We start from the raw sequence: 24,059 nt of genomic DNA, 5'->3' as shown, positions 1-24,059 counted from the left end.
CAACCAAACGGGGCCTTTTTTCAGGAGGCCGTCATGAACCTGCATCAGTTCGCTGAAACCCACGACGTCACCAACCAGCCGCCTTCCCTGGACGGCACCAACCTGTATCGCATCGACTTGCCCTTGCAAGACTGGTCACGCCGTTTCGGCGCCGGCTGGGCAGAGCCGCGCATCGATGCCTACGGCGCGCTGGCCGGTGGGCCGTTGATGGCGGCCGGGTTCCTGGCGAACCAGAACAAACCGGTGTTCAACAGTCATGACCGCTACGGCCATCGTATTGATTGGGTGGAGTTTCACCCGGCCTACCATGAGCTGATGCGCACCGCCGTTGAACATGGCCTGCCGTCGCTGCCGTGGGCCCATCCGCAATCCGGCGTCCACGTGGCCCGCGCCGCCATGACGTACCTGCACAGCCAGGCCGAAGCCGGCACCGGTTGCCCGCTGACCATGACCTTCGCCTGCGTCCCGGCGCTGCGCCTGCAGCCTGACCTGGCGAAGACCTGGCTGCCGAAGATCCTCAGCACTCACTACGACCCACGCAACGTCGGCATCGCCCACAAGGCCGGTGCCACTATCGGCATGGCCATGACCGAGAAACAGGGCGGCACCGACGTGCGCGCCAACACCACACGCGCCTATCCAGTGGGGGCGGGTGGTCCAGGGCAAGCCTATGAGCTGGTCGGCCACAAATGGTTCTGCTCGGCGCCGATGTGCGACGCCTTCCTGACCCTGGCGCAGACTGACAAGGGCCTGACCTGTTTCCTGCTGCCCAGGCACCGTCCGGATGACACGCGCAACCAGTTCTATATCCAGCGCCTGAAAAACAAACTCGGCAATTGCTCCAATGCCTCCAGCGAAGTGGAGTTTCGCGGCGCAGTGGCCTGGATGATCGGCGAAGAGGGCCGTGGCGTGCCAACCATCATCGAGATGGTCGCCATGACCCGCTTCGATTGCATGGTCGGCTCCAGCGCCTTGATGCGTCAGGCGCTGACCCAGGCCAGCCATCACTGCGCCCATCGCACGGTCGGCGGCCGTGTGCTCAGCGAACAACCGCTGATGCAAAACGTACTGGCCGACCTGGCCCTGGAAAGCGAGGCCGCGCTGGCCTTGAGCATGCGCATGGGGCGCGCCCTGGACCACTTGGGCGACGAGCAGGAAGCCAAGTTCGCCCGGCTGGTGACGGCGGTGGGCAAGTATTGGATCTGCAAGCGTGCGCCGGCCATGATCAACGAAGCCGCCGAGTGCATGGGCGGTGCCGGTTACGTGGAGGACAGCATCCTGCCGCGTCTGTACCGCGAGGCGCCGGTGAACTCCACTTGGGAAGGTTCCGGCAATGTGCAATGCCTGGATGTGCTGCGCGCCCTGTCCAAGGAGCCGGGCGTGCTGGAGGCGTTGTTTGTCGAACTCGGTGATGGGCACGGTGACAGGCCATTGGCGCGGCGTATCGAGCAGCTCAAGGCGGGGTTTATGGATACCCAGGATATTCAGTACCGTGCACGGCAACTGACCGAGGACATTGCCGTGGCGTTGCAGGCCAAGTTGTTGCTGGAGGCTGGCAATGCGGCGGTCAGTGATGGGTTTATTGCCAGTCGGTTGGGCGAGGCTTCCGGGCGGGTGTATGGCACGTTGCCGCGTGGTGTGGAGGTGGAAGCCATCGTCGCCCGCTCAACCCCTCATTCACCTATGTAAACACGGTCCACATTGGATTGCATTCCAACTCTGCTGTTTCGGTGAGCCCTGGATACAGGCAAGATAAAGGCCAGCACGTCAGAACACAGGATGCTTACCGTGACCGAAGCTTTTGTTGTCGTTCAAACCGCCGAAGAAGCCGTGGACCGGCTGGCGGCTCTGCATGAGCGGGCCACCGGCGCGCTTAATCAGGCCCTCAAGCAATACCTCAAGGACCGCGTCGAACCCGACGCCGCGCAACGCGCACTGTTTCGTTACCCGGAACTGCGCCTGACCTACCACTGCCACGGCGAAGTCCCACAGACCACCCGGGCGTATGCCAAGGTGCAATTGCCGGGCACCTACAGCGTTACCGTCACCCATCCTTCGGCGTTCCGTAAGTATTTGCTGGAGCAACTGGTGCCGTTGATGCACGACTTCACGGTGACGGTGGAAGTGGGCGTCAGCCAGCAAAACATTCCCTACCCGTACGTGGTGGAGCAGGGCGACGAACTGGCCGGCTCCGGCGTGACCGCCGCGACCCTGGCCCGCGTGTTCCCCAGCACCGACTTGTCGGCCGCCACCGATGGCATCGCCGATGGTCTCTATGACTGGGAAAACACCGACCCACTGCCGCTGGCGTTGTTCGATGCGGCGCGCGTGGACTTTTCCCTACGCCGCCTGGTGCATTACACCGGCAGCGACTGGCGCCATGTGCAGCCGTGGATCCTGCTGACCAACTACCACCGCTATGTCGACCAGTTCATCCTGCATGGCCTGGAACAACTGCGCAGCGACCCCCGGTTTATCCGCATGGTGTTGCCGGGCAACGTGGTGATCGACAAGAGCATGGACCATGGTGAAGCGTCCGCCATTGCGGCGGGCGTGGTCTGGCACCGCTATCAGATGCCGGCCTATCACCTGCAGGCCACCGACGGCCACGGCGTGACCTTGGTGAACATCGGCGTCGGCCCGTCCAACGCCAAGAACATTACCGACCACCTGGCCGTGCTGCGCCCGCATTGCTGGCTGATGATCGGCCACTGCGGCGGCCTGCGCCAATCCCAGACCATCGGCGACTACGTACTGGCCCACGCCTATATGCGTCGCGACGGAATCCTCGACCGTGTAGTGCCACCGAATATTCCGATTCCAGCGTTGGCCGAAGTGCAGATGGCCCTGCAACAGGCGGCGGCGAATGTCACCGGCGAAAAAGGCGAAGAGCTGAAAAAGCGCCTGCGCACCGGCACCGTGCTGACCTACGACGACCGCAACTGGGAGCTGCGCTGGGCCCAGGAACGGCCGCTGATCAACCTGTCCCGCGCCGTGGCGGTGGACATGGAAAGCGGCACCATCGCCGCGCAGGGTTATCGTTTGCGTGTGCCGTATGGCACGTTGCTGTGTGTCTCGGATAAACCGCTGCACAGCGAGATCAAGCTGCCGGGTTCGGCCAACGCGTTCTATGAGCGCGCAGTGAGCCAGCACTTGAAGATCGGTATCGAGGCGGTCGACCTGTTGCGCACCGAGCTCAACTCGCTGCACTCGCGCAAACTGCGCAGCTTCGACGAACCGCCGTTCCGCTAAGCGGTGGGGATGGTTATTTAACGGTCAGGCCACTAGCATTGTCGGTCCTGACCGTTAGATGTTCCTTTGCCATGTCCCGTCCTGCCCGCCCTGATTCGCGCCGCCCTGGCGTGAAACCTCCGCATTCCGCTGCTCGTCGTGTCGCCAAGGCGCCTCCGGCCGAGCCGAAGCTGATCCTGTTCAACAAGCCTTTCGATGTGCTGACCCAGTTCAGCGACGAAGGCGGGCGCGCGACCCTCAAGGATTTTATCGACATCCCCGGCATCTACCCGGCCGGTCGTCTGGACCGTGACAGCGAAGGCCTGTTGTTGCTGACCAACGATGGCCAACTGCAGGCGCGCATTGCCGATCCCAAGCACAAGTTGGCGAAAACCTACTGGGTGCAAGTGGAAGGCGAACCGACCGAGGAACACCTGCAACGCCTGCGCGATGGCGTTGAGCTGAACGATGGCAAGACCTTGCCCGCCGAAGCCCGGCGGCTGGACGAGCCCCAGCTTTGGCCACGTAACCCGCCGGTACGCTTTCGCAAAAACATCCCGACTTACTGGCTTGAATTGGTGATTCGGGAGGGGCGCAACCGTCAGGTCCGGCGCATGACCGCCGCCGTGGGCCTGCCGACCTTGCGCTTGGTGCGCGTGCGTATCGGCGATTGGACAATCGACGGCCTCGATCAAGGCCAGTGGAAGGCAGTACCGGCGCGCTTATAAAGCGCCGGACTCGATCAGGCCGATCACCACGCTCTTGATGATGAACGCCGCCACGCCCAGCCCCAGTACAAAGAACAGGATGAACGAACCAAAGCGCCCGGCCTTGGACTTCTTCGCCAGGTCCCAGACGATAAAGCCCATGAAAATGATCAGGATCGTGACCAGGCCGGTCATCATCCATTCTTCGAAGAGGGCGGGGTCGATGTTGTTCATGGGGCTCTTCCGTGGGACGGGCGGCAAGTATACGGCAGCGTTGCACGCGCAACATTGATCTGGATCGAAGCGCAATCCAAATGTGGGAGGGGCAAGCTCCCTCCCACATTTGATCTTCAGTGATCTCAGGTACGCAGGTGGGTCAGGGGAAGCTCGGTACTGTTGAGCACCTGGTTGAGCACAAAGCTCGAGCGCACGCTGGTGACGCCTTCAATCCGGGTGAGGTGGCCCAGCAGCAGTTTCTGATAGTGATCCATATCCGGCACCACCACTTTCAACTGATAGTCCGCATCCATCCCGGTCACCAGGCTGCATTCGAGCACCTGGGGCAGGGTGCGGATGGCCGCTTCGAAATTCTCGAAACGCTCGGGGGTGTGACGATCCATGCCGATCAGCACATAGGCGGTGAGGCTCAGGCCGAGCATCTTGCGATCGAGCAGGGCGACTTGGCGCGAGATGTAGCCGTCGTCTTCCAACTGCTTGACCCGGCGCGAGCAGGGCGACGGCGACAGGCCGATGCGTTCGGCCAACTCCTGGTTGGAGATCCTCGCGTCGCGCTGCAATTCCGCCAAAATACTCAGGTCGTATCGGTCAAGCTTGCTCATTGGGTTGGCCTTTGTCGTAACTATTGCGATGAATTATCCATGAAGGGTTAAAAATTGCGCAAGCACTGTTTATTGACGCAATCTTCGCAATCCTCTGTCGGGCGCAGGCAGGTATCTTTATCAACAGAATCACCGCCTGGACAACAGTCCACTTACAGCGAGCCCAATCAGGCCCGTTGCGGCCGCCACCCCAGCAGGGTTGAGCCGGCCTCCAGGCTGCACACTGTCCAGAAGACGGCGTGAGGTGAGCCAACGTCAAAAGCGTTGAGCATGGACGAAGTTCTCAAGGGGTGGCCGACGGGTCGCCCCTTTCTTTTTGTCGTAAGAAAATACTTCTCGTGACTGATAACCTGTCTCAGAACCGGGCGAGGCTTTTCCAGTCTCATCTGTAAGCCCTAACCCGCAGTGAGGAAAAGCATGAAGCGCATCTGGCGTATGGCAGGTGTTGGTTTGCTGGTGGTCAGCGTCGGCGCGCAGGTGATGGCCGACGAGCGTGATAACGCACCGCGCGAGGGCCAGGGGCCACAGGGGCAGCACGAGCGGGGCCCTGAAGGTGGGCGGCGAGCGGAAAATGCGCCGCCGCGTCCCGAGCATGAACAGCCACGCCCGCAGAATTTGCCTGTTGAACACGGCGGCCAATGGCAAGCGCGTCCGCAGGGCAATGAACCGGGCCGGCCGGCACCGCGGCCGCAACCGTCGAACAACCTGCCGATCCAGGGGCGGCCCGATACCGTGCGCCAGACCCAGGAGCCGCGCCAGGGTTACTACCGCGACATTCCCCGGCGCAATGACGACAATCGGCACTGGGAGGCTGGCGGCCCAGCCTCGCGGCCTGGTCCGCGTCCGGATGACCATCGCTGGCCCGGTCGCCCCGACGGTCATGGCAACGGCTGGGGCCCGGGCCCGCAATATCGACCCGGTTATGTTGTCGACCGCTTCCCGGACCGCAACTACCGCGTGCCGTATCGCGGCCAGGACTACTTCTTTTCCGGCGGCTACTGGTACCGCCCGCAGGGGCCGCGCTACGTCGTAGTAGCGCCACCCTATGGCATCCGCGTGCATTACCTGCCGGACTATGCGCGTGAAGTGTGGGTGGGCGGAGCGCTGTTGTTTCTGGCCGCCGGGGCTTACTACAGCTACGAAGAAAGCACCCAGCAATACGTGGTGGTGCAACCGCCGGCGCAAGTACCGTCGCCCCCGCCAGCTCCGCAAGGCAATGGCTATGACGTAGTGGCCTATCCCGCCAACGGCCAATCACCGGCCCAGGTGCAGCAGGACGGTTACGACTGTTATCGCTGGGCGGCGCAGCAAAGCGGCTTCGACCCGCAGGCCGCGACTTACGCCCCCGACCCGGCGGTGGTGCAAAGCTACCGCCAGGCCCAGGGCAACTGCCTGAGCAGTCGCGGCTATCAGGTGCAGTATTAGGCCTTGTTGCCGGTGACCACTTCCCGTGGGTCGGCGTGCACCAGCACTTCGGCGCGCGGGTAGGCTTTATGAATGGCATCGGCGGCCTGGTCGCTGATGCCATGGGCCACTGACAGGGTCAACTCGCCCGGCAACTCCAGGTGCAACTGCACAAACCAATGGTTGCCCGACACGCGCGTGCGCAGGTCATGTGCACCCAATACACCCGGCACGCCTTGGGCCAGTTCCAGCATGTGCTGGCTTACGTCCGGTGGCAGTTCTTCATCCATCAGCACCGCAAAGCTTTCCCGGGCGATATGGATCGCGCTCCACAAAATATAAGCGGCAATGCCCAGGCCGAACCAGGCGTCCACCTGATGCAAACCGATGGCCGCCAGCACCAATGCCAACAGGATGCTGCCGTTGAGCAGCAGGTCCGAGCGATAGTGCAGTGAATCCGCGCGCACGGCATTGGAGCCGGTTTCGCGCACGACCCGGTGTTGCAGCATCAGCAACGCCACGGTCAGCACCAGGGAAAATACGATCACCCCAAGGCTCAACCACGGCGCGCCCACCGGTTGCGGGTGTTGCAACCGTTCGTAAGCCTGCAGTGCGATCAACACGGCACTGCCCCCGATAAACATCGCCTGGGCCATGCCCGCCAACGACTCGGCCTTGCCATGCCCATAACGGTGGTCGTCATCCGCCGGGCGCAGCGCGTAATGCACCGCCAGCAAGTTCAACAGCGAGGTCACGCCATCGAGCAGCGAGTCGGTCAACCCGGCGAGCATGCTCACCGAGCCGCTGAACCACCAGGCGATTGCCTTGGTGATGATCAGCACACAGGCCACGCCGACGGAGGCGCGGGTGGCCAGGCGCAGGAGCCTGGCGTGTTCGGGACTGCTGGTCATTAACAGTCCTTACGCGGCGGGTTGCAGGCCCAGGGCGGCGAGTTGCTGCACACTGCCCTTGAACTGGATCAGGCGCGGATCGTCCAGCGGCAAGGTGCGGCCGGTTTCTTTCTGGATGATCGATTGCAGCTTGACGTTGTCGACCTGGCCGTCGGCGCCGATGGCGTCGTGGAGTTTTTCCGGCGCGACTTGTGCGGTTTTACCCGGCTCGAAATAAATCGCGCCGGTGGCGAAGTCGACGCCAAATGCAATCAGGCCAGGGATCACGTAAAACAACAGACCCACGGCATCGAGCACGGCGATGGTCGGGTCGATCTTGCCGTCGATCTGGCCACGGCGGTCCGGGTAGAAAATCGAACCACAGGCGGTGAGTTGGCTCAACAGGGTGACGGCGAGGACACCGCCGATGACACGGGAAGCGATACGCATGGAAACTCTCCTGAATTCGGTTGATACGCGACTATATAACACTGACCTTGAGACCAGCGTCGGCATCCGGCAGTTCGCCGTTATACTCGCCGCTCTGCTTTGGAGCCAGTATGAATTCGTTGCCGATCGATGATGTTTTACCCGCCCTGCGTGACGCCCTGGCGAACCGCCATGAGGCCGTGCTGGAAGCGCCGCCCGGCGCCGGTAAAACCACCCGCGTGCCCTTGGCTTTATTGAACGAGCCCTGGCTGGCCGGGCAAACTATCCTGATGCTCGAACCGCGCCGCCTGGCGGCCCGCGCTGCGGCCGAACGCCTGGCTGAAGAGCTGGGCGAAAAGGTCGGAGAAACCGTTGGCTATCGCATCCGTCTCGACAGCAAGGTCGGCCCCGACACCCGCATCGAAGTGGTCACCGAAGGCATCCTCACCCGCCGTCTGCAGGATGATCCCGCGCTGGACGGCGTGGGGCTGCTGATCTTCGACGAATTCCACGAGCGCAGCCTCGATGCCGACCTGGCGCTTGCCTTGAGCCTGAACGGCCGCGAGCTGTTTCGCGATGAACAACCGCTGAAAATCCTGCTGATGTCCGCCACCCTTGAAGGCGAACGCCTGGCCAGTCTGCTGGACAATGCGCCGATCCTGCGCAGCGAAGGGCGCATGTTCCCGGTGCAGATGCGTTGGGGCCGGCCGTACCAGCCGGGCGAATTCATCGAGCCACGGGTGGTGCAGACCATCCTCGAAGCCGTTCATGACCAGACCGGCAGCGTGCTGGTGTTTCTGCCGGGGCAGGCCGAGATTCGCCGGGTGAACCAGCAACTGGCCGACGCCCTGGGTGATCGTCCGGATGTGCTGTTGTGCCCGCTGCACGGCGAGCTGGACCTCAACGCCCAACGCGCCGCCATCGACCCGGCACCGGCCGGCAAGCGTAAGGTGGTGCTCGCCACCAACATCGCCGAAACCAGCCTGACCATCAACGGCGTGCGCGTGGTGATTGATGCCGGGCTGGCGCGGGTGCCGCGTTTCGACCCCGGCAGCGGCATGACCCGCCTCGACACCCAGCGTATCTCCCGGGCCAGCGCTACCCAGCGCGCCGGCCGGGCAGGGCGCTTGGAGCCTGGGGTGTGTTATCGCTTGTGGTCCGAGGACCAGCACGAAGGGTTGGCCGCGTATGGCAGCGCGGAAATCCTGGCCGCCGATCTTGCCGGCCTGGCCTTGCAGCTGGCGCGCTGGGGCGTCACGCCCACGCAACTGGTGTGGTTGGATGTACCGCCGCCCGCCGCCTATGCTCAGGCCCAGGATTTGTTGGTGCGCCTTGGCGCCCTGGATGAAGACAAGCTCACCGCCCACGGCCAGAAGATGGCCGAATTGCCCGCCCACCCACGCATCGCGCATTTGCTGCTGCGTGGGCAGGATTTGGGGCTGGCGGCCACGGCCTGTGATGTCGCCGCCCTGTTGGGCGAGCGCGATATTTTGCGCGGTGGTGGCGCGGATTTGCACAGTCGCCTGGCGCTGTTGTCCGGTGAAGAGCGTGCGCGTGGGGCTCAGGGCGGCGTGCAGCGGGCCAAGCAGCTGGCGCGGCAATATCGCGGCTATTTAAGAGGCCAGGCGACCCAGCCTGTGGCCGATCCAGGCCACTCGCGCTGGCTCGGCGCCTTACTGGCGTTGGCCTACCCGGACCGTGTCGCCCAGCAACGCCGCGCGGGTGGCGCCGAATACCGCCTGGCCAACGGCCGCGCGGCGCTGTTTGCCGAGGCTGACAGCCTGATGAAACAACCGTGGCTGGTGATCGCCGACCTGGGCAGCCGCCAGGGCCAGCGCGAAGAACGCATCTACCTGGCGGCGGACTTTGATTCGGGGCTGTTCGACACGGTACTCGCAGAGCAAGTGCGCAACGTCGATCAACTGGACTGGGATGAGCGCGAAGGCGTATTGCGCGCCGAGCGCCAACGCAAAGTCGGCGAACTGGTGCTCAGCCGTGAACCGCTCACCGGCCTCGACGAATCTGCTCGCAGCCAGGCGCTGGTCAACCTGGTGCGGCGCAAGGGCCTGGAGCTGTTGCCGTGGACGCCCGAACTGCGCCAATGGCAGGCCCGCGTAATGTTGCTGCGCCAGCTGGACGCCGGCAAAACCAGTGAATGGCCGGACGTCAGCGACAAGGCGTTGCTCGCCGGCCTGGAACACTGGCTGATGCCCTACCTGGGCAAAGTCTCGCGCCTGAGCCACTTCGCCAACCTGGATATTTCCAGCTACCTGCACAACCTCTTGCCCTGGCCGTTGCCCCAGCGCCTGGACGAACTGGCGCCCCAGCATGTGAAAGTACCGTCGGGTTCATCGGTGCGTTTGGATTACAGCGAACAGCCGCCGATTCTGGCGGTGCGCTTACAGGAACTGTTTGGGCTGGCGGATACACCCCGCATTGCCGGCGGGCGCCAAGTGGTGAAGTTGCACCTGCTGTCCCCGGCGCGGCGGCCTGTGCAGGTCACGCAGGATCTGGCGAATTTCTGGCGCAGTACGTATGCCGAGGTGAAGAAGGATTTGAAGGGGCGGTATCCGAAACACTATTGGCCGGACGACCCATTGGTGGCGCAGGCAACGGCGAAAATCAAACCTAGAAAGCCTTGAGAGGGCTTGGAATCGCAGCAGGAGGACAGAAGGTTTTGATACTCTCGCTGCTCTACCCAACGTCCTTCGTCATTGCAACCATGACCGGGCGCGAACCATGTCGATTCGGGGTGATTCTTGATCTTTATCATGCCCAGCTGTTGACCGGGGACGCCGCCGAGGTGCTGGCGCGGTTTTACGACAGAACCGTGCATGTGCAAATCGCCGACAACCCGGGGCGCCATGAACCGGGCACCGGGACCCTCGACTTTAGGGGCTTGTTCGCGGCGCTGGAGCAGCGTGGCTACCCAGGATGGATCGGCTGTGAATACCGTCCTTCCGGATCGACTGTTGCGAGCCTTGGGTGGATTAAGCAGCTGAGCGCTCAGGTTCTATACGACCACACTTGAAACGCTGAAGCGGGTAAGAGGCGGTTATTGCGCGGCGGGCAACAGAAACCGTGCAATCACCGGCAGATGGTTGGAGATACGCAACGTATCTTCCTGGCGCACCTTGGCTTCTACCCGCTTGATGCGTGGGCTGTAGAACAGGTAGTCGAGGGTTCGATCCGGGCCGTCCAGTTTCGGATCATTGGGGAAGTGCGTCAGCCACTTTTCGCGATCGATCCCGCTGGACTGGCTGTTGCTCGGGATCATCGGGTATTTGTCCCACAGCAGGTGCAGCTCGCTGTCCGGTGAATACTGGCCGCGTTTGCCGGCGTCCAGGCGCAGGAACTGGCCCAGGCGCAGGAACTGGCCCAGGGGCAGCAGGTTGAAATCGCCGCCGATCAGCCAGGGCGTACCCCGGCCTTCGAATTTATCCAGCAACTTGACCGTGGTTTTCACCTGCTCCTGCACCGCGCTGCGCCCCGGCGCGCCTGCGTCCAGGCGCGTGTTGAGCACCGCCAGTTGGCCGCCGTCGCTCAGTGGCAGGTAGGTCAGCAACAAGGCCGGCTTGGGTTGGAACTGGCGGCTGATCAGGTTGGCGTCCGGTACGGGCAATTGCAGGCGTTCGGCGTGTTCGATCTGGTAGCGGCTGAGCGTCGCGAGTTTGCGCCCGACACTGCCGAAGATATGCAGGTTTGGCACAAAATCGGCTTTCCAGTCGAACGCTTGGGCGCTGCAGGGGTAGAGGTCGACCAGGCGCTCTTGCAACAGGGCCAACTGGTCCTGGTAGTGGGAGGGTTTGGCGTTTTCGTCAAGTTCCTGCAGCAGCAGAATGTCGGGCTGTTCGTCGCGGATCACCCGTGCCACTTCGTCCAGGCTCACGGCCATGTCCTCCACGGTGGGGCGATCGTCCGGGCCGCTGCCGTCGGCGGTGTCGTACCAGAATACGTAGTTCTTGCCGGCCAGGTATTGCACGTTCCAGGTCATCACCTTGAGCGCCTGCCCCGGCAGCAGGGTCGGTGCGCGCGGCGCGACGCAGCTTACCGGCAAGGTCTCCTTGGCGGCGGGGCGCCAGGTCAGGCTGTAGATCACGGCGGTCAGCAGGCCTGCGATGATCAACAGGCCCAGCAAGGTGATGCGCAATAAACGGGTCATCGGCTCGGCTTATAGCGTTTCGGGAATGGCACGGAGCATATCACCGTGCGTCGGCATCGCCACCGATCAGCATGAATAAACGGAACAACACCACGCTGGTGAACAGTTGCAGGAAGCTATGGGCGCTGTCCATCAACAGCCCCAGCCACGGCGCGGGGTCGGGATAGGCCGCGACGCTGGCGCCCTTGAGCAGCCACAGTGGCGTCATCACGCACAACAGGCACACCAGGATCCGCCAGAAATGCCCACGGGTCAGGCGAAAGCTCTCCTTCATGGCCTCCAGCGCCGACAAGCCGCGCAATACCAGCAAGTACTCGGCAAACGCCAGCACCACCATCAGCCACAGGCCCGGCAGGAAGTACAGCGATAACCCGAGCAGGATCAGCAGGGTGCTCATGGCCGTCAACACGGCGAAGCGCGGCCACAGTGTGAGCGCCATGGCCCATACGTCTTTGGTGCGCGGCGACTCGCCACGGGTGCGCGCGTCGAGAAACAGGATCAAGGCGCCGGTGTACAGCGGGTACACCAATAACCCCACCACCACGCTGTAACCAGGGAAGGCATCGGCGCCGAGCGTATGGTCGAGCACCTGTTGCAGCAGGGCCTCGAGGATCACCAGCGGCAGGCACAACTGTACGATGGCGCCCAGGTTGTGCCGGGTAAAGCGGAAGGAGTCGCGCAATACGTCTAACGGATTCATCAGGTTCATCGCTGGCCTAAAAGCAAGGGCGACACTTTAACCGATCAGGGTCTGGGGGACGCAAACGTAAACCTTGAGTAAAGACCATTGAAACAACTCGTAACACCCCCATAACTAGCACGCACCTGGCCTGATCACAGGCAGGACCATGATTTCTACCGGCAATCTAACGAGGTCGCCATGAACAGCGAAGAGCAAACCCTGATCGATGGACTGTTTTCACGGTTGCAGCAAGCCGAAACGGACTCAGCCCCCCGCGACGCCCAGGCCGAAGCGCGGATCAAGGAGCACATGACTCGCCAACCCGCCGCCGGGTACTACATGACCCAGTCGATCCTGGTGCAGGAACATGCGCTCAAGAGCCTCGACGCGCAGAACAAGCAGCAGGCGCAACAGATCGAGCAATTGCAGGATGAGTTGCAGCGCGCCAAATCCTCACAAGCGGCCGCGCCGAGCGGTGGTGGTTTTCTGTCGAGCATCTTTGGCGGTGGTCCGCGGGAGGCACAACCTGCGCCCGGCAACACGGGCGGCGGCTGGCGTGAACCGGCGCGGCCATCGTTCAGCCAGCCGGCCCCGCAGCAGAACTATCAACAGCCGCCGCAACAACCGGCGGCCGCCGCGCCTGTGGGCAGCGGCTTCCTCGGCGGCGCAATGAAAACCGCCGCCGGTGTGGCCGGTGGTGTGTTACTGGCCGAAGGCATCAGCAGCCTGTTCCATCACAACCAGCAACCGCAGGTGGTGGAAGAAATCATCGAACAACCGGCGCCCGCCAGCGACCAGGGCGGCTGGGGCAATGACGACCAGAAGTATGCCGGCAATGACAGCTGGGGCGGCAACAACGCGGACAGCTTCGCCGACAGCGATTATTCCGACGACTCCTCCTCGTTCGGCGACGACGACTCCTTCGTCTGACCCCCCAATGCCTGGGGCGCTTCGTCGCCCCGGGCTGATTTTTCCCGGCAACCTGCTCGCGGCTGGCATACTGGCACCCTTTCCGGGCACTGGCGCCTGGCTGTCATGGGGAAGTGCGGTGAAGAAAATTGCAGTGTTCGCCGATGTGCAAAACCTCTACTACACCGTGCGCCAGGCCTATGGCTGCCACTTCAATTATGCGGCCCTGTGGGCTGACATCAGCGCCCGCGGGCAGATCGTCGAGGCGTACGCGTATGCCATCGACCGTGGCGACAGCAAGCAGCAGCAATTCCAGCAGATCCTGCGCAACCTGGGCTTTACGGTAAAACTCAAACCCTACATCCAGCGCGCCGACGGCTCGGCCAAAGGTGACTGGGACGTGGGCATCACCCTCGACATCATGGACGCCGCCGACCACGTCGACGAAGTGGTGCTGGCCTCCGGCGACGGCGATTTCGACATGCTGCTCGAACGCATCATCCACAAGCATGGCGTGCATGCCGTGGCCTACGGCGTACCAGGGCTGACGGCCAACTCACTGATACGCGCCGCCAGCCGCTACGTGCCAATCGAAGGCGCGTTGCTGCTCAAATAAATGCTTGAACGGAGTTGAAACAGGTTTGGAACGTATAGCGGTCATCGACTTTGAAACCACCGGCATCACCCCGAGCAGCCACTGCCGGGCCACGGAAATTGGCGTGGTCATCCTTGAGCGTGGGCACATCGTCGACCGCTACCAGAGCCTGATGAATGCCGGCGTACGCGTGCCGGCTTTTATCGAACAACTCACCGGCATCAGCAACGCCATGCTGCGCAGCGCGCCGCCGGCCGAGCGGGTGATGAACGAGGTCAACGAGTTCGTCGGCACCACGCCACTGATGGCGCACAACGCCGCGTTCGACCAGAAGTTCTGGGACTATGAGCTGGGCCTGATCCGCCGCACCCGCCTGCAAAAATTCGCCTGCTCCCTGCTGCTGGCCCGCCGCTTGATGCCGGCTGCGCCCAACCACAAGCTCGGCACCCTCAACAGCTACGCGCAACTGCCCCACACCGGCCAGGCTCACCGGGCGCTGGCGGATGCGGAAATGGCGGCCAACCTCACCGCGCACCTGGCCCGGGAACTGCGCCAGACCCACGGCCTGCGCGAGTTGTCCCATGATTTGCTGTGCACCTTGCAGAAAGTCCCGGCGGCGAAGATCAACGAGCATTTGAAGAAACATCGCGGGTTCTGAGCCAGCCACGACCTCAAGAACACTGGAGGTCCAACTGTGGGAGGGGGCTTGCTCCCGATAGCCAGGGGTATCTACACAACTTCCGGTTGAGCGAAAAATCCAGGGCCGATGGGCTGTTGTGGTGAGCGGGCTTGTCCCGCGCTGGGCTGCGAAGCAGCCCTAAAACCTGCACCTCGGTTACTCCTGACACACGGCGGTGAGCTTATTGGGGCTGCTTCGCAGCCCCGCGCGGGACAAGCCCGCTCACCACAGGGAGGATTTTCAGCTTTTAAAAATTGTGTAGATACCGATGCCCCGATAGCGGAGTGTCAGTCAGCAGATGTACCGGCTGACACACTGCAATCGGGAGCAAGCCCCCCTCCCACATTAGTTATGCAGCGCCTATCGAAGCTGCACACAGCCCAAGGCTTGATCCACCACTCCCTTCGCCATTTCCACCAGATGCATCACCGCCCGCTGTTGCGCCTTCATCACTTCACCCGTCCCATGCGCCGTCTCCACCGCGCAATGCAGCAAGTCAGCCGCATGGGCGAGGGCGTCTTCGAGGCTCAGGTTGTCATTCAGGATGAAGGTCGGCGCATCCGGGGCGGACGCTTTGAGGTAATAGTCGATGGCGCGGCGGTGGAGCAGGGCGTCTTCGCTGGGGAAGTCGGCGTTGGAACGAGGTGGATCAGGGGTAACTTTGACCATGGTGAAATTCCTTTGGGATAAGAAGCCATCACCATTCGCTTGCACGCGAATAAGGTGGCAGCTGTACGCAGGTGTGCAAGACCGGGGCAAAGGAAAACCCGGCAGACCCCGAAGGTCTCCAGCGCACAGCCGCCATAACAGATTAACGCCGGATAAAACGGTCGTTGAGATGTAGGGCGCTTGTGCACCTTTGCGAGCCGGACTTGCACGTCCGATCACCGATTGTTCGATGACGTGGCGAGACTAGCCATCAGATCCGGCTGACGCAAGGCTCTAGAATTCTCTCGGAAACGTCCCGCAAATGAAAGGGATCGGTCTTGCTGGCCACTGAAAATCAAGCGTTTGGCGGTTGCTTGCCTCTACGTTCTGAATGGTCAGTAGGCAAAGTCCGATTGAAGTCTAGGACCTTTCTGGTTTTTCCCTTCATCTCCCCTTCGTGTCTTTCTGCGCCCTACCATCCCACCTGTCTTTTACGCACAGGGACTTCCGTCATGCAGGAAAGTGATCTTCACACAGCGATCATGCGAAGCCAGTTTGAGCTGAAACGAGATGGCATCGATTTTGGCTCAGCTTCAAACCTGGCGTTTCATTTGGGCAACGCCATGACAGGCTGCCCGGCCGTCATGGTTTTGCCTGATTTGCCAGGTTGGAGTCATGGCGCCAGTTACCAGTTACTCAGGCCCATTGATGTTGACTCCTCGGTGCCGAACACGACGTTTGACGAACTCTGGAAATCCATACGGCAACACTACGGCGTTTCTGCAACAACGGTTATCACCGGCGAGGACGGTATCCCTATAAGCAAGCTCGCGGTGGGTACCTGGGGGCATGTGGGCTCCAGCAAAACCACGGATGTGGACAGTCTCCTCGGAATGCGTTTTTTCCCTCATACGTTGATCAGGCAGCCGACCGCGACCAGAGTGACCAAGGCCACGTTTGGAACCGTCCGGGTATTTGGCATTATCGGACGGGGCACGCCGTTAGTGGCTAAGGGGCTGGCCGTTTTTGATCTGGTCGGCTTGGGTAAGTGTGCCTATGAGGCGAGAAATGGAAGGTAGCCTGACCAGAGCCGACATCAGCGAAAAAGTGATTCAGCTGTTCGTCGATATCATCGGCTTCATCGACCGAAGCGAAGTCACGGAGCAAACGGACTTCATCCATGATTTCAAAATCATCGATGACGATTTGACCTGCTTTGTCATGCAGATCAAATGGCAATTCAACTTGCAAGCGACGCAGGAAGATTGGGATGACATCACGACCATCAAGCAGATTGTCGATTTGATCTTTGAGCGTTCAACGCTGCAGCGCAGCCACTGAGGCCATCGCAGGCAAGCCAGCTCCCACAGTAGACCGCGTTGCTCGGGCAGTGCGCGATCCCTGTGGGAGCCGGGCTTGCCCGCGATGGCGATCGATCAGCCACCATTCTTCCCATTGGCTTCCAATTGCTCCAACGGCACCCTCCGCTCTATCGCGCTCGACAGGATGATCGAAGTCTTGCTGAAGCCGAACTTGGCTATCCGATTGATCAAATTCTCCAGCTCGGGCATCGAGCCCACCGCCGCCTGCATGATCACGCATGGATCCCCCGTCACCCGGTGGCACTCAGTCAGTTCGGGGATTTCGGCGAGGGCGTCATACACCTTCTGGCTGCCATGGTTGGTCAGGCGCAGTTCGATCACGCACTGAATCGGCAGACCTACTTTCGACAAATCCACTTTAGCCTGGTATCCGGTGATCACCCCGCTGGCCTCCAGCTTGGCCACACGTTCGGCCACGGCGGGGGCGGAGAGGTTGACCGTGCGGGCCAGTTGCGCGAAAGACGCGCGGCCGTCTTCGAGCAGGGCGCTGAGGAGCATGCGGTCGTATTTGTCCATGATAAGGCCCCGGTTGCGAGTGGCTTTCGAATGCATGGTTTATAGCACTAATAACCATGTTTTGAAAAGTGTATGGGCGGTTTAAACAGGTTTTGTAACTTATGTTTAACGCCCTGCTTTTTTAGAATAAGCCTCCCATCTCCTGCCATAGAGCCGCCCAATGCCTGGCCCACGTCGCTTTCCGTTACCGTTGATCGCTGCCTTTTTTGCGTTGTATGTGATCTGGGGTTCCACCTACCTGGTGATTCGCATCGGCGTGGAATACTGGCCGCCGCTGTTGCTGGCGGGCATTCGGTTCTGCATGGCGGGTGCGTTGATGTATGGCTATCTCAGATGGCGCGGCGTGCCGGCGCCGACCTGGCCGCAATGGAAGGCTGCCGGGATGATCGGCATTTTGCTGCTCACTTTCGGCAATGGCGGTGTCAGCGTGGCGGAGCACACCGGCGTGTCATCCGGGGTCGCCGCCCTCGCGGTGGCGACGGTGCCGCTGTTTACCTTGCTGTGCGGGTATTTCTGGGGCGCGCGCAATACGCGTCTGGAATGGGCCGGGGTGATCCTGGGCATCGTCGGCATTGCCATGCTCAACATGGGCAGCACCTTGCAATCAAGCCCGATGGGCGCCGCGTTGCTGTTGTTCGCCGCAGCCTCGTGGGCGTTCGGCTCGGTGTGGAGCCGGCATTTGCCGCTGCCCCAGGGCGCCATGGCCAGTGCAGCGGAAATGCTCGTGGCGGGTGTGGCGCTGTTGATCGCCAGCGCGGTATCCGGCGAACACCTGCAGGCCATGCCGCCGCTGGAAGGCTGGCTGGCGCTGGCCTACTTGACCGTCTTCGGTTCGATTATCGCCTTCAATGCTTATATGTACCTGCTCAAACACGTGCGCCCGGCGGCGGCGACCAGCTATGCCTATGTGAACCCGGCGGTGGCGGTGTTGCTGGGGATTGTGTTCGTTGGTGAAACCATTGGCCTGGAAGAGGCCCTGGCGATGCTGGTGATCATCAGCGCGGTGCTGCTGATCAGCCTGCCCCAATGGCGCAAGCCCAAACCGGAAATAAGGTAAACTGCCGCGCATAACGCCCTTGCGCTGAATTTTTCCTACGGTAAATACATGACTTTCGCCACCCTTGGCCTGATCGAACCCTTGCTGCGCGCCCTTGAGACGCTCGGCTACCAGACCCCGACGCCGGTGCAGGCGCAAGCCATTCCGGCGGTGCTGGCCGGTCGCGACTTGATGGCCGCGGCCCAGACCGGCACCGGCAAGACCGCCGGTTTCGCCTTGCCGCTGCTGCAACTGCTGACCCTGGAAGGGCCGAAAGTCGCCGCCAACTCCGCGCGTGCGCTGATCCTGTGCCCAACCCGCGAGCTCGCCGAGCAGGTGCACGCCAGCGTCGCCGAGTACGCGCAACACCTGCCGCTGACCACGTACGCGGTGTATGGCGGCGTGAGCATCAACCCGCAGATGATGAAGCTGCGCAAGGGCGTCGACATCCTGGTCGCCACCCCTGGCCGCCTGATCGACCTGTTCCGCCAGAACGCGCTGAAGCTCAATCAGCTGCAAACCCTGGTGCTGGACGAAGCCGACCGCATGCTCGACCTGGGCTTCTCCGAAGAGCTGGCGAACATCTACCGCATGCTGCCGAAAAAGCGCCAGACCCTGCTGTTTTCCGCGACCTTCTCCGACGACATCCGCTTGCTGGCCGGGCAGATGCTCAACGACCCGCTGAGCATCGAAGTCAGCCCACGCAACGTCGCCGCCAACACCGTCAAGCAGTGGGTGGTGCCGGTGGACAAGAAGCGCAAGGCGGAGCTGTTTGTGCACCTGATGCGCAAAGGCCGCTGGAAACAGGTGCTGGTGTTCGCCAAGACCCGCAACGGCGTGGATGCGCTGGTGGACAAATTGCAGGGCCTGGGCATCAATGCCGACGGCATTCATGGCGACAAGCCCCAGGCGACCCGCCAGCGTGCCCTGGACCGTTTCAAGGCCAGCGAAGTGCAGATACTGGTGGCCACCGACGTGGCTGCCCGTGGCCTGGATATTGAAGATTTGCCGCTGGTGGTCAACTTCGACCTGCCGATCGTCGCCGAGGACTATATCCACCGCATCGGCCGTACCGGTCGCGCGGGTAACACCGGTGAGGCGATTTCCCTGGTGTGCGCCGATGAAGTGAACATGCTGTCGGCCATCGAGATGCTGACCCGCCAGACCCTGACCCGCAACATGGAGCAGGATTTTGAACCGGAACACCGCGTGCCGGACACCGATGCCAGCGGGCAAGTGGTGAAGAAGCCGAAAAAACCGAAGAAGCCTAAAACCTCCGGTGGCGGTGGTAAGCGCAACCTAGGCAAATGGGTGGACAGTGGGGATGCCGCGCCGGTGGAGCCGTCGATCAAGCCGGTGCGCAAGGTGCCGGTGTTTAACACGGGGCCGCGTAAGAAGAAGTGAAGCAGCTATAAGCCGCAAGCTGCAAGTCGGCGCCGTGGTGCCTTTACTTGCAGCTTGTCGCTTATAGCTTGTGGCTGCTTCTAAGCCACTCCAACATCCCTCGCCCAGCCGCCCGCCCGCTGGCAAAGCACCCCGTGAGCAAGTACCCCCCGGTCGGTGCCTCCCAATCCAGCATCTCCCCCGCACAAAACACTCCCGGCAATTGCTTGAGCATCAGTCGTTCATCCAGGGCTTCAAACGGCACGCCGCCGGCGGTGCTGATCGCCTCATCAATCGGTCGCGTCTTCACCAGCGTCAACGGCAACGCCTTGATGTCCACCGCCAACTGTGCCGGATCATTGAAGTGATCAGCCGGCGTCAGTTCGCGCAACAACGCGGCCTTGACCCCATCCAACCCCAACTGACTGTGCAGATGCTTGCTCATCGAACGCGACCCACGCGGCTTCGCCAGTGCGGCCTGCACTTTGTCCAACGGCTTGCTCGGCAGCAAATCGATATGCACCGTGGCCGCGCCGTCGCGGTTGATCGCCTCACGCATGGGCGCCGACAACGCATAGATCAGGCTGCCTTCGATGCCCGTCGCGGTGATGACACATTCGCCCAGCCGAGGCTTGTCGTCACCCAAGCCGATGGCGACATTTTTCAGCGGTGCTCCAGCGAATTTGCTGACCATCAAGTCGCTCCAGGCCGACACTTCGAAGCCGCAGTTGCTCGGTTGCAAGCGCACGTAGGGCACGCCTTTGCCTTCCAGCAGGTTAAGCCAGGCTCCGTCGGAGCCCAGGCGCGACCAACTGCCGCCACCGAGCGCCAGCAGCACGGCGTCGCTGTGGACAACTTTCTCGCCGTCCGCATTGTGGATAAGTAAATCGCCCTCGGCATTCCAGCCCACCCAGCGATGCCGCGTGTGGATAACCACGCCCTGGTCGCGCAGGCGTTTGAGCCAGGCACGCAACAGCGGGGCGGCTTTCATGTCGGTAGGAAATACGCGACCGGAGGTGCCGACAAAGGTCTCGATGCCCAACCCCTGAATCCATTCGCACAACGCTTGGGCACCAAACCCACGCAACAGTGGCGCCATCTGCGGGGCGCGCTCGGCGTAGCGCGACACAAAGGCCGGATAGGCCTCGGAATGGGTGATGTTCATGCCGCCCACGCCGGCCAACAGGAACTTGCGCCCCACCGAGGGCATGCCGTCGTACAGGTCCACATACACCCCGGCCTGGCTCAGGACTTCGGCGGCCATCAACCCGGCTGGGCCGCCGCCGATAATAGTGACGTGATGAGGTACGGTGTGAGGCATGGCAAGGCTACAGGGGCTGTGAATAAGCCGAGCATTCTACCGGACGGCGCGACGGCTGCCTGATCAAAAAATGTACACTTTCCTACAAGCCTTGCAGTGGCTTGCTCTCAGCCGCTTACGCTCAAGTTATCCACAGGCCGTTCCACAGCCATTGTGGGTAACGCTCACAGATCAATGACAACCTGATGACGTCCACACCCGTTGTGCGCTGTGGTGCAGGATGCCGTGGCGGCGCGCCAGGGCCGGGCGGTCCTTGCTGTAGCCGCCGCCGATGACACCCATCACCGGAATATCGCGACCCAGGCAATGGCGCATCACGCTTTCATCGCGGGCGGCCACACCGGCGTCTGTCAGCTTGAGGTAGCCGAGGGCGTCATCCTTATGCACATCGACGCCGGCGTCGTACAGCACCAGGTCGGGCTGGTAGAGCGGCAGCAGGTAGTTGAGGGCATCGTCGACCACCTTGAGGTAATCGGCGTCGCCCATGCCCATGGGCAACGGGATGTCCCAATCGCTCTGGGCCTTGCGCGCGGGGAAGTTCTTTTCGCAGTGCAGCGACACGGTGATGGCCTCCGGCGTGTCGTGCAGGATGCGCGCGGTGCCGTCGCCCTGGTGCACGTCGCAGTCGAAGATCAACACGCGGTTGACCCGGCCGCTGGCCAGCAGGTAATGGCTGATCACCGCCAAGTCATTGAAGATGCAAAAGCCCGCCGGGTAATCGTAATGCGCATGGTGCGTGCCGCCCGCCAGGTGACAGGCCAAGCCGTGTTCCAAGGCTTGCTCGGCGGCCAGGATCGAACCGCCCACCGCCCGCACCGTGCGCCGGGCCAGGGCTTCGCTCCAGGGCAGGCCGAGGCGCCGTTGGTCTTCGCGCGACAACTCGCCGCTCATGTAGCGTTCGATATACCCAGGTTCATGAGCCAGGGCCAGAATCTGCGGCGGGCACAGCGGCGGGCGCAGCAGTTGGCTGTCCAGGGTCAGGCCGCTGTCCACCAGGTGGTCGCGCAACAGGCGGAACTTGTCCATGGGGAACCGGTGTTCTGCCGGGAACTCAGGGCTGTAGTCATCGTGGTAGATCAATGGCAAAGGCATGGGATTTTCTGACGGGAAACTGCGAAGGATCTTACCAGCGCTGTACACTCACGCACATGGCAAGGGGAGGGGACCCATGGAGCCGATACTCGAACTGGAAAGCGCACGCCTGGTGCTGCGCCAATGGCGTGACCGCGACCTGGCGGAATTTGCGCGCATGTGCGCCGACCCGCAAGTGATGCGCTATTTCCCGGCCCAATTGAGCCACCTGGAAAGCGCCGCGCTGATCGGTCGGATTCGTGGTCATTTCGCCGAATACGGCTTTGGCTTCTGGGCGTTGCAGCGTAAGGACACCGGTGAGTTTATCGGTCTGACGGGTTTGCAGAATGTCAGTTTTGACGCCGGCTTTGCCCCAGCGGTGGAGATCGGCTGGCGCCTGGCCCGCGAGCATTGGGGCCTGGGTTATGCCAGTGAAGCGGCATGGACCGCGCTGCGCTGTGGTTTTGATCGCTTGCAGCTGGATGAAATCGTCGCCTTTACCACCGAGACCAATTTGCCATCACAAAAAGTCATGCAGGCCATCGGTATGCATTACGATCCCCTGGCAGATTTTGCACACCCCAAGGTCGCAGCCGATGACCCGCTGCGCCCGCACGTTTTGTACCGCATCACCCGCGCCCAATGGTTGGACACGCTGCATGGATAAGCAGCCCGGAATGCCCCATCGTTTGTAGGAGTTGCTCTATGAGCCAAGTATTGGAAGATCTGGTGGACTTGCTGACCCTGGAGCCGATCGAGGAAAACCTCTTTCGCGGCCGCAGCCAGGACCTGGGTTTTCGCCAATTGTTCGGCGGCCAGGTGCTCGGCCAGTCGCTGTCGGCGGCCAGCCAGACCGTAGAAGAAGCGCGTCACGTGCACTCGTTGCACGGCTATTTCCTGCGCCCCGGCGATGCGGCATTGCCAGTGGTGTACTCGGTGGACCGCGTGCGCGATGGTGGCAGTTTCAGCACGCGCCGCGTGACGGCGATCCAGAAGGGCCACCCGATTTTCACCTGTAGCGCGTCGTTTCAGTACGACGAAAAAGGCTTTGAGCATCAAACCACCATGCCCGTGGTCGTCGGCCCGGAAAACCTGCCGTCGGAGCTTGAATTGACCCAGCAACGCGCGCACCTGATTCCCGAGCACATGCGCGAAAAGCTGCTGTGCCCCAAGCCGATCGAAGTGCGCCCCGTCACTGAAAAAGACCCGTACAACCCGCAGCCGTCCGACCCGGTCAAGTACGTGTGGTTTCGCGCCGACGGCGCGCTGGCCGACACACCGGCGCTGCATAAATACCTGCTGGCCTACGCCTCGGACTTCGGCCTGCTGACCACCTCGTTGCTGCCCCACGGCAAGACCGTGTGGCAAAAGGACATGCAGGTCGCCAGCCTCGACCACGCGCTGTGGTTTCACGCCGACCTGCGCGCCGATGACTGGTTGCTGTACGCCATGGACAGCCCATGGGCCGGCAATTCCCGTGGCTTCTCTCGCGGCAGCGTGTACAACCGCGCCGGGCAACTGGTGGCCTCGGTGACCCAGGAAGGCTTGATTCGCCATCGCAAGGATTGGGCATGAGCCTGAGCGAGGTCAGGCACTGGGTGTTCGACATGGATGGCACCCTCACGGTGGCCGTGCATGACTTTGCGGCGATTCGTGTGGCGCTGGAGATTGCGCCCGAGGACGACATCCTCACCCATCTGGCCGCATTGCCCGCCGATATCGCGGCGGCCAAGCACGCCTGGCTGCTGGAGCATGAGCGTGAGTTGGCGCTGGGTTCGGTGGCGGCCACGGGTGCGGTGGCGTTGGTGCGCGAGTTGGCCGGGCGCGGTTATCGCCTGGGGATTCTGACGCGCAATGCGCAGGAATTGGCGCATGTGACGCTGCAAGCGATCGGTCTGGCGGACTGCTTCGCCATCGAGGATGTACTGGGCCGCGAGGATGCGCCGCCCAAGCCGGACCCGGGTGGCTTGTTAAAGCTGGCTGCGGCGTGGGAGGTGGCGCCGAGTGAGATGGTGATGGTCGGCGATTACCGTTTTGACCTGGATTGCGGTCGGGCGGCGGGGGCGAAGACGGTGCTGGTTAACCTGCCGGAAAACCCGTGGCCGGAGTTGGCGGACTGGCATGCCGAGGATTGCGCGGCGCTGCGCCGAATGATCCAGCCCAGACAATGAAGAT

25 protein-coding genes and 1 pseudogene are annotated in these 24,059 nt (G+C 62.2%); 16 read left to right on the top strand and 10 right to left on the bottom strand.

Annotation, left to right across the window (positions count from 1 at the left end):
* Positions 1-33 precede the first annotated feature (33 nt).
* From V6M90_RS08420 to V6M90_RS08410, 3 genes are all read left to right on the top strand, one after another.
* Entirely contained in the window at positions 34-1,689 is a 1,656-nt protein-coding gene (locus tag V6M90_RS08420) for an acyl-CoA dehydrogenase family protein (RefSeq protein WP_003176268.1), read from the top strand.
* Positions 1,690-1,779: 90 nt separating this feature from the next.
* Entirely contained in the window at positions 1,780-3,252 is a 1,473-nt protein-coding gene (gene amn / locus V6M90_RS08415; RefSeq protein ID WP_003176267.1) for an AMP nucleosidase, read from the top strand.
* A gap of 71 nt (positions 3,253-3,323) precedes the next feature.
* On the top strand, positions 3,324-3,959 hold the full coding sequence (locus V6M90_RS08410; RefSeq protein ID WP_003176266.1) for a pseudouridine synthase: 636 nt from the start codon (positions 3,324-3,326) through the stop codon (positions 3,957-3,959).
* On the opposite strand, the gene V6M90_RS08405 is transcribed toward V6M90_RS08410, so the two are convergent.
* Both V6M90_RS08405 and V6M90_RS08400 read right to left on the bottom strand, forming a co-directional pair.
* Positions 3,954-4,163, bottom strand: a complete 210-nt coding sequence (locus tag V6M90_RS08405; protein ID WP_025999909.1) for a DUF2788 domain-containing protein — start codon at positions 4,161-4,163, stop codon at positions 3,954-3,956. The two genes, V6M90_RS08410 and V6M90_RS08405, sit on opposite strands and share 6 nt — an antisense overlap.
* Before the next feature lie 134 nt (positions 4,164-4,297).
* Positions 4,298-4,777: an Lrp/AsnC family transcriptional regulator gene (locus V6M90_RS08400; protein WP_003176264.1), complete on the bottom strand. Its 480-nt coding sequence runs from the start codon at positions 4,775-4,777 to the stop codon at positions 4,298-4,300.
* A 417-nt stretch (positions 4,778-5,194) separates the two neighbouring features.
* Between V6M90_RS08400 and V6M90_RS08395 the strand changes: the two genes are divergently transcribed.
* Entirely contained in the window at positions 5,195-6,202 is a 1,008-nt protein-coding gene (locus V6M90_RS08395; protein ID WP_141063440.1) for a DUF6515 family protein, read from the top strand.
* Here V6M90_RS08395 and V6M90_RS08390 read toward each other — a convergent pair.
* Positions 6,199-7,092, bottom strand: a complete 894-nt coding sequence (locus tag V6M90_RS08390) for a cation diffusion facilitator family transporter (protein WP_332846319.1) — start codon at positions 7,090-7,092, stop codon at positions 6,199-6,201. The two genes, V6M90_RS08395 and V6M90_RS08390, sit on opposite strands and share 4 nt — an antisense overlap.
* 9 nt (positions 7,093-7,101) lie before the next feature.
* A complete protein-coding gene (locus V6M90_RS08385; RefSeq protein ID WP_042945311.1) occupies positions 7,102-7,521 on the bottom strand; it encodes a hypothetical protein in 420 nt (139 codons plus the stop codon).
* A 110-nt stretch (positions 7,522-7,631) separates the two neighbouring features.
* Here V6M90_RS08385 and hrpB point away from each other — a divergent pair, with 110 nt between their 5' ends.
* Both hrpB and V6M90_RS08375 read left to right on the top strand, forming a co-directional pair.
* Entirely contained in the window at positions 7,632-10,142 is a 2,511-nt protein-coding gene (gene hrpB, locus V6M90_RS08380) for an ATP-dependent helicase HrpB (protein ID WP_332846318.1), read from the top strand.
* Positions 10,143-10,249: 107 nt separating this feature from the next.
* Positions 10,250-10,531, top strand: a pseudogene (locus V6M90_RS08375) (TIM barrel protein); the annotation flags it as partial.
* A 24-nt stretch (positions 10,532-10,555) separates the two neighbouring features.
* Here the strand turns inward: V6M90_RS08375 and V6M90_RS08370 are convergent.
* Both V6M90_RS08370 and V6M90_RS08365 read right to left on the bottom strand, forming a co-directional pair.
* The gene (locus V6M90_RS08370) at positions 10,556-11,662 is read right to left on the bottom strand and encodes an endonuclease/exonuclease/phosphatase family protein (RefSeq protein ID WP_332846317.1); all 1,107 of its coding nucleotides are present in this window, start codon (positions 11,660-11,662) and stop codon (positions 10,556-10,558) included.
* Between the two features lie 40 nt (positions 11,663-11,702).
* Positions 11,703-12,362 carry a YciC family protein gene (locus tag V6M90_RS08365; protein WP_042945957.1) on the bottom strand — a complete coding sequence of 220 codons (660 nt, stop codon included), beginning with the start codon at positions 12,360-12,362 and terminating at the stop codon, positions 11,703-11,705.
* Positions 12,363-12,542: 180 nt separating this feature from the next.
* Between V6M90_RS08365 and V6M90_RS08360 the strand changes: the two genes are divergently transcribed.
* The 3 genes from V6M90_RS08360 to V6M90_RS08350 all read left to right on the top strand — a co-directional run bounded on the left by V6M90_RS08360 (position 12,543) and on the right by V6M90_RS08350 (position 14,506).
* Positions 12,543-13,274, top strand: coding sequence for a DUF2076 domain-containing protein (locus V6M90_RS08360; protein WP_332846316.1), 732 nt, complete (start codon positions 12,543-12,545; stop codon positions 13,272-13,274).
* Between the two features lie 118 nt (positions 13,275-13,392).
* Positions 13,393-13,869 carry a LabA-like NYN domain-containing protein gene (locus tag V6M90_RS08355; protein ID WP_003176255.1) on the top strand — a complete coding sequence of 159 codons (477 nt, stop codon included), beginning with the start codon at positions 13,393-13,395 and terminating at the stop codon, positions 13,867-13,869.
* Positions 13,870-13,894: 25 nt separating this feature from the next.
* Positions 13,895-14,506 (top strand): 3'-5' exonuclease, encoded by a 612-nt coding sequence (locus V6M90_RS08350; RefSeq protein ID WP_305427918.1) that lies wholly within the window; start codon positions 13,895-13,897, stop codon positions 14,504-14,506.
* A 381-nt stretch (positions 14,507-14,887) separates the two neighbouring features.
* Here V6M90_RS08350 and V6M90_RS08345 read toward each other — a convergent pair whose 3' ends face one another.
* Entirely contained in the window at positions 14,888-15,196 is a 309-nt protein-coding gene (locus tag V6M90_RS08345; protein ID WP_003176253.1) for a DUF3077 domain-containing protein, read from the bottom strand.
* 491 nt (positions 15,197-15,687) lie between these two features.
* On the opposite strand from V6M90_RS08345, the gene V6M90_RS08340 reads away from it, so the two are divergent.
* Together V6M90_RS08340 and V6M90_RS08335 are read left to right on the top strand one after the other, a co-directional pair.
* Positions 15,688-16,254 (top strand): hypothetical protein, encoded by a 567-nt coding sequence (locus tag V6M90_RS08340; RefSeq protein WP_332846315.1) that lies wholly within the window; start codon positions 15,688-15,690, stop codon positions 16,252-16,254.
* Complete coding sequence (locus V6M90_RS08335; RefSeq protein ID WP_332846314.1) at positions 16,244-16,516, top strand: acyl carrier protein; 273 nt, start codon at positions 16,244-16,246, stop codon at positions 16,514-16,516. Before V6M90_RS08340 ends, V6M90_RS08335 begins: the two co-directional genes overlap by 11 nt.
* A 95-nt stretch (positions 16,517-16,611) precedes the next feature.
* Here the strand turns inward: V6M90_RS08335 and V6M90_RS08330 are convergent, their stop codons facing one another.
* The gene (locus V6M90_RS08330; protein WP_332846313.1) at positions 16,612-17,073 is read right to left on the bottom strand and encodes an Lrp/AsnC family transcriptional regulator; all 462 of its coding nucleotides are present in this window, start codon (positions 17,071-17,073) and stop codon (positions 16,612-16,614) included.
* A 160-nt stretch (positions 17,074-17,233) separates the two neighbouring features.
* On the opposite strand from V6M90_RS08330, the gene yedA reads away from it, so the two are divergent.
* Both yedA and V6M90_RS08320 read left to right on the top strand, forming a co-directional pair.
* The gene (gene yedA / locus V6M90_RS08325) at positions 17,234-18,130 is read left to right on the top strand and encodes a drug/metabolite exporter YedA (RefSeq protein WP_003176250.1); all 897 of its coding nucleotides are present in this window, start codon (positions 17,234-17,236) and stop codon (positions 18,128-18,130) included.
* A 48-nt stretch (positions 18,131-18,178) separates the two neighbouring features.
* Positions 18,179-19,513, top strand: coding sequence for a DEAD/DEAH box helicase (locus V6M90_RS08320; RefSeq protein ID WP_003176249.1), 1,335 nt, complete (start codon positions 18,179-18,181; stop codon positions 19,511-19,513).
* 61 nt (positions 19,514-19,574) lie between these two features.
* Here V6M90_RS08320 and V6M90_RS08315 read toward each other — a convergent pair whose 3' ends face one another.
* Together V6M90_RS08315 and V6M90_RS08310 are read right to left on the bottom strand one after the other, a co-directional pair.
* On the bottom strand, positions 19,575-20,813 hold the full coding sequence (locus V6M90_RS08315; RefSeq protein WP_332846312.1) for a TIGR03862 family flavoprotein: 1,239 nt from the start codon (positions 20,811-20,813) through the stop codon (positions 19,575-19,577).
* Positions 20,814-20,984: 171 nt separating this feature from the next.
* Positions 20,985-21,905 (bottom strand): histone deacetylase family protein, encoded by a 921-nt coding sequence (locus V6M90_RS08310; RefSeq protein ID WP_003176247.1) that lies wholly within the window; start codon positions 21,903-21,905, stop codon positions 20,985-20,987.
* A 76-nt stretch (positions 21,906-21,981) separates the two neighbouring features.
* On the opposite strand from V6M90_RS08310, the gene V6M90_RS08305 reads away from it, so the two are divergent.
* Genes V6M90_RS08305 through V6M90_RS08295 form a run of 3 tightly spaced genes read left to right on the top strand, consistent with a single transcriptional unit; the run spans position 21,982 to position 24,055 of the window.
* Positions 21,982-22,551 (top strand): GNAT family N-acetyltransferase, encoded by a 570-nt coding sequence (locus tag V6M90_RS08305; RefSeq protein ID WP_003176246.1) that lies wholly within the window; start codon positions 21,982-21,984, stop codon positions 22,549-22,551.
* A 38-nt stretch (positions 22,552-22,589) separates the two neighbouring features.
* Positions 22,590-23,459 (top strand): acyl-CoA thioesterase II, encoded by an 870-nt coding sequence (gene tesB / locus V6M90_RS08300; RefSeq protein ID WP_003176245.1) that lies wholly within the window; start codon positions 22,590-22,592, stop codon positions 23,457-23,459.
* A complete protein-coding gene (locus tag V6M90_RS08295) occupies positions 23,456-24,055 on the top strand; it encodes an HAD family hydrolase (RefSeq protein WP_003176244.1) in 600 nt (199 codons plus the stop codon). The genes tesB and V6M90_RS08295 overlap by 4 nt, the downstream gene beginning before the upstream one ends.
* Positions 24,056-24,059 lie beyond the last annotated feature (4 nt).

Source organism: Pseudomonas lactucae, from assembly GCF_036688725.1.
Taxonomy (GTDB): domain Bacteria; phylum Pseudomonadota; class Gammaproteobacteria; order Pseudomonadales; family Pseudomonadaceae; genus Aquipseudomonas; species Aquipseudomonas lactucae.
This window is presented reverse-complemented; position numbering and strand designations above follow the sequence as displayed.

What these genes read in the sequence shown, in the direction of transcription:
- V6M90_RS08420 (WP_003176268.1), top strand. Translation starts at nt 34, where the DNA reads ATGAACCTGCATCAGTTCGCTGAAACCCACGACGTCACCAACCAGCCG.
- amn (WP_003176267.1), top strand. Translation starts at nt 1,780, where the DNA reads ATGCTTACCGTGACCGAAGCTTTTGTTGTCGTTCAAACCGCCGAAGAA.
- V6M90_RS08410 (WP_003176266.1), top strand. Translation starts at nt 3,324, where the DNA reads ATGTCCCGTCCTGCCCGCCCTGATTCGCGCCGCCCTGGCGTGAAACCT.
- V6M90_RS08400 (WP_003176264.1), bottom strand. Translation starts at nt 4,777, where the DNA reads ATGAGCAAGCTTGACCGATACGACCTGAGTATTTTGGCGGAATTGCAG.
- V6M90_RS08395 (WP_141063440.1), top strand. Translation starts at nt 5,195, where the DNA reads ATGAAGCGCATCTGGCGTATGGCAGGTGTTGGTTTGCTGGTGGTCAGC.
- V6M90_RS08390 (WP_332846319.1), bottom strand. Translation starts at nt 7,092, where the DNA reads ATGACCAGCAGTCCCGAACACGCCAGGCTCCTGCGCCTGGCCACCCGC.
- V6M90_RS08385 (WP_042945311.1), bottom strand. Translation starts at nt 7,521, where the DNA reads ATGCGTATCGCTTCCCGTGTCATCGGCGGTGTCCTCGCCGTCACCCTG.
- hrpB (WP_332846318.1), top strand. Translation starts at nt 7,632, where the DNA reads ATGAATTCGTTGCCGATCGATGATGTTTTACCCGCCCTGCGTGACGCC.
- V6M90_RS08370 (WP_332846317.1), bottom strand. Translation starts at nt 11,662, where the DNA reads ATGACCCGTTTATTGCGCATCACCTTGCTGGGCCTGTTGATCATCGCA.
- V6M90_RS08365 (WP_042945957.1), bottom strand. Translation starts at nt 12,362, where the DNA reads ATGAATCCGTTAGACGTATTGCGCGACTCCTTCCGCTTTACCCGGCAC.
- V6M90_RS08360 (WP_332846316.1), top strand. Translation starts at nt 12,543, where the DNA reads ATGAACAGCGAAGAGCAAACCCTGATCGATGGACTGTTTTCACGGTTG.
- V6M90_RS08345 (WP_003176253.1), bottom strand. Translation starts at nt 15,196, where the DNA reads ATGGTCAAAGTTACCCCTGATCCACCTCGTTCCAACGCCGACTTCCCC.
- V6M90_RS08340 (WP_332846315.1), top strand. Translation starts at nt 15,688, where the DNA reads ATGCAGGAAAGTGATCTTCACACAGCGATCATGCGAAGCCAGTTTGAG.
- V6M90_RS08335 (WP_332846314.1), top strand. Translation starts at nt 16,244, where the DNA reads ATGGAAGGTAGCCTGACCAGAGCCGACATCAGCGAAAAAGTGATTCAG.
- V6M90_RS08330 (WP_332846313.1), bottom strand. Translation starts at nt 17,073, where the DNA reads ATGGACAAATACGACCGCATGCTCCTCAGCGCCCTGCTCGAAGACGGC.
- yedA (WP_003176250.1), top strand. Translation starts at nt 17,234, where the DNA reads ATGCCTGGCCCACGTCGCTTTCCGTTACCGTTGATCGCTGCCTTTTTT.
- V6M90_RS08320 (WP_003176249.1), top strand. Translation starts at nt 18,179, where the DNA reads ATGACTTTCGCCACCCTTGGCCTGATCGAACCCTTGCTGCGCGCCCTT.
- V6M90_RS08315 (WP_332846312.1), bottom strand. Translation starts at nt 20,813, where the DNA reads ATGCCTCACACCGTACCTCATCACGTCACTATTATCGGCGGCGGCCCA.
- V6M90_RS08310 (WP_003176247.1), bottom strand. Translation starts at nt 21,905, where the DNA reads ATGCCTTTGCCATTGATCTACCACGATGACTACAGCCCTGAGTTCCCG.
- V6M90_RS08305 (WP_003176246.1), top strand. Translation starts at nt 21,982, where the DNA reads ATGGAGCCGATACTCGAACTGGAAAGCGCACGCCTGGTGCTGCGCCAA.
- tesB (WP_003176245.1), top strand. Translation starts at nt 22,590, where the DNA reads ATGAGCCAAGTATTGGAAGATCTGGTGGACTTGCTGACCCTGGAGCCG.
- V6M90_RS08295 (WP_003176244.1), top strand. Translation starts at nt 23,456, where the DNA reads ATGAGCCTGAGCGAGGTCAGGCACTGGGTGTTCGACATGGATGGCACC.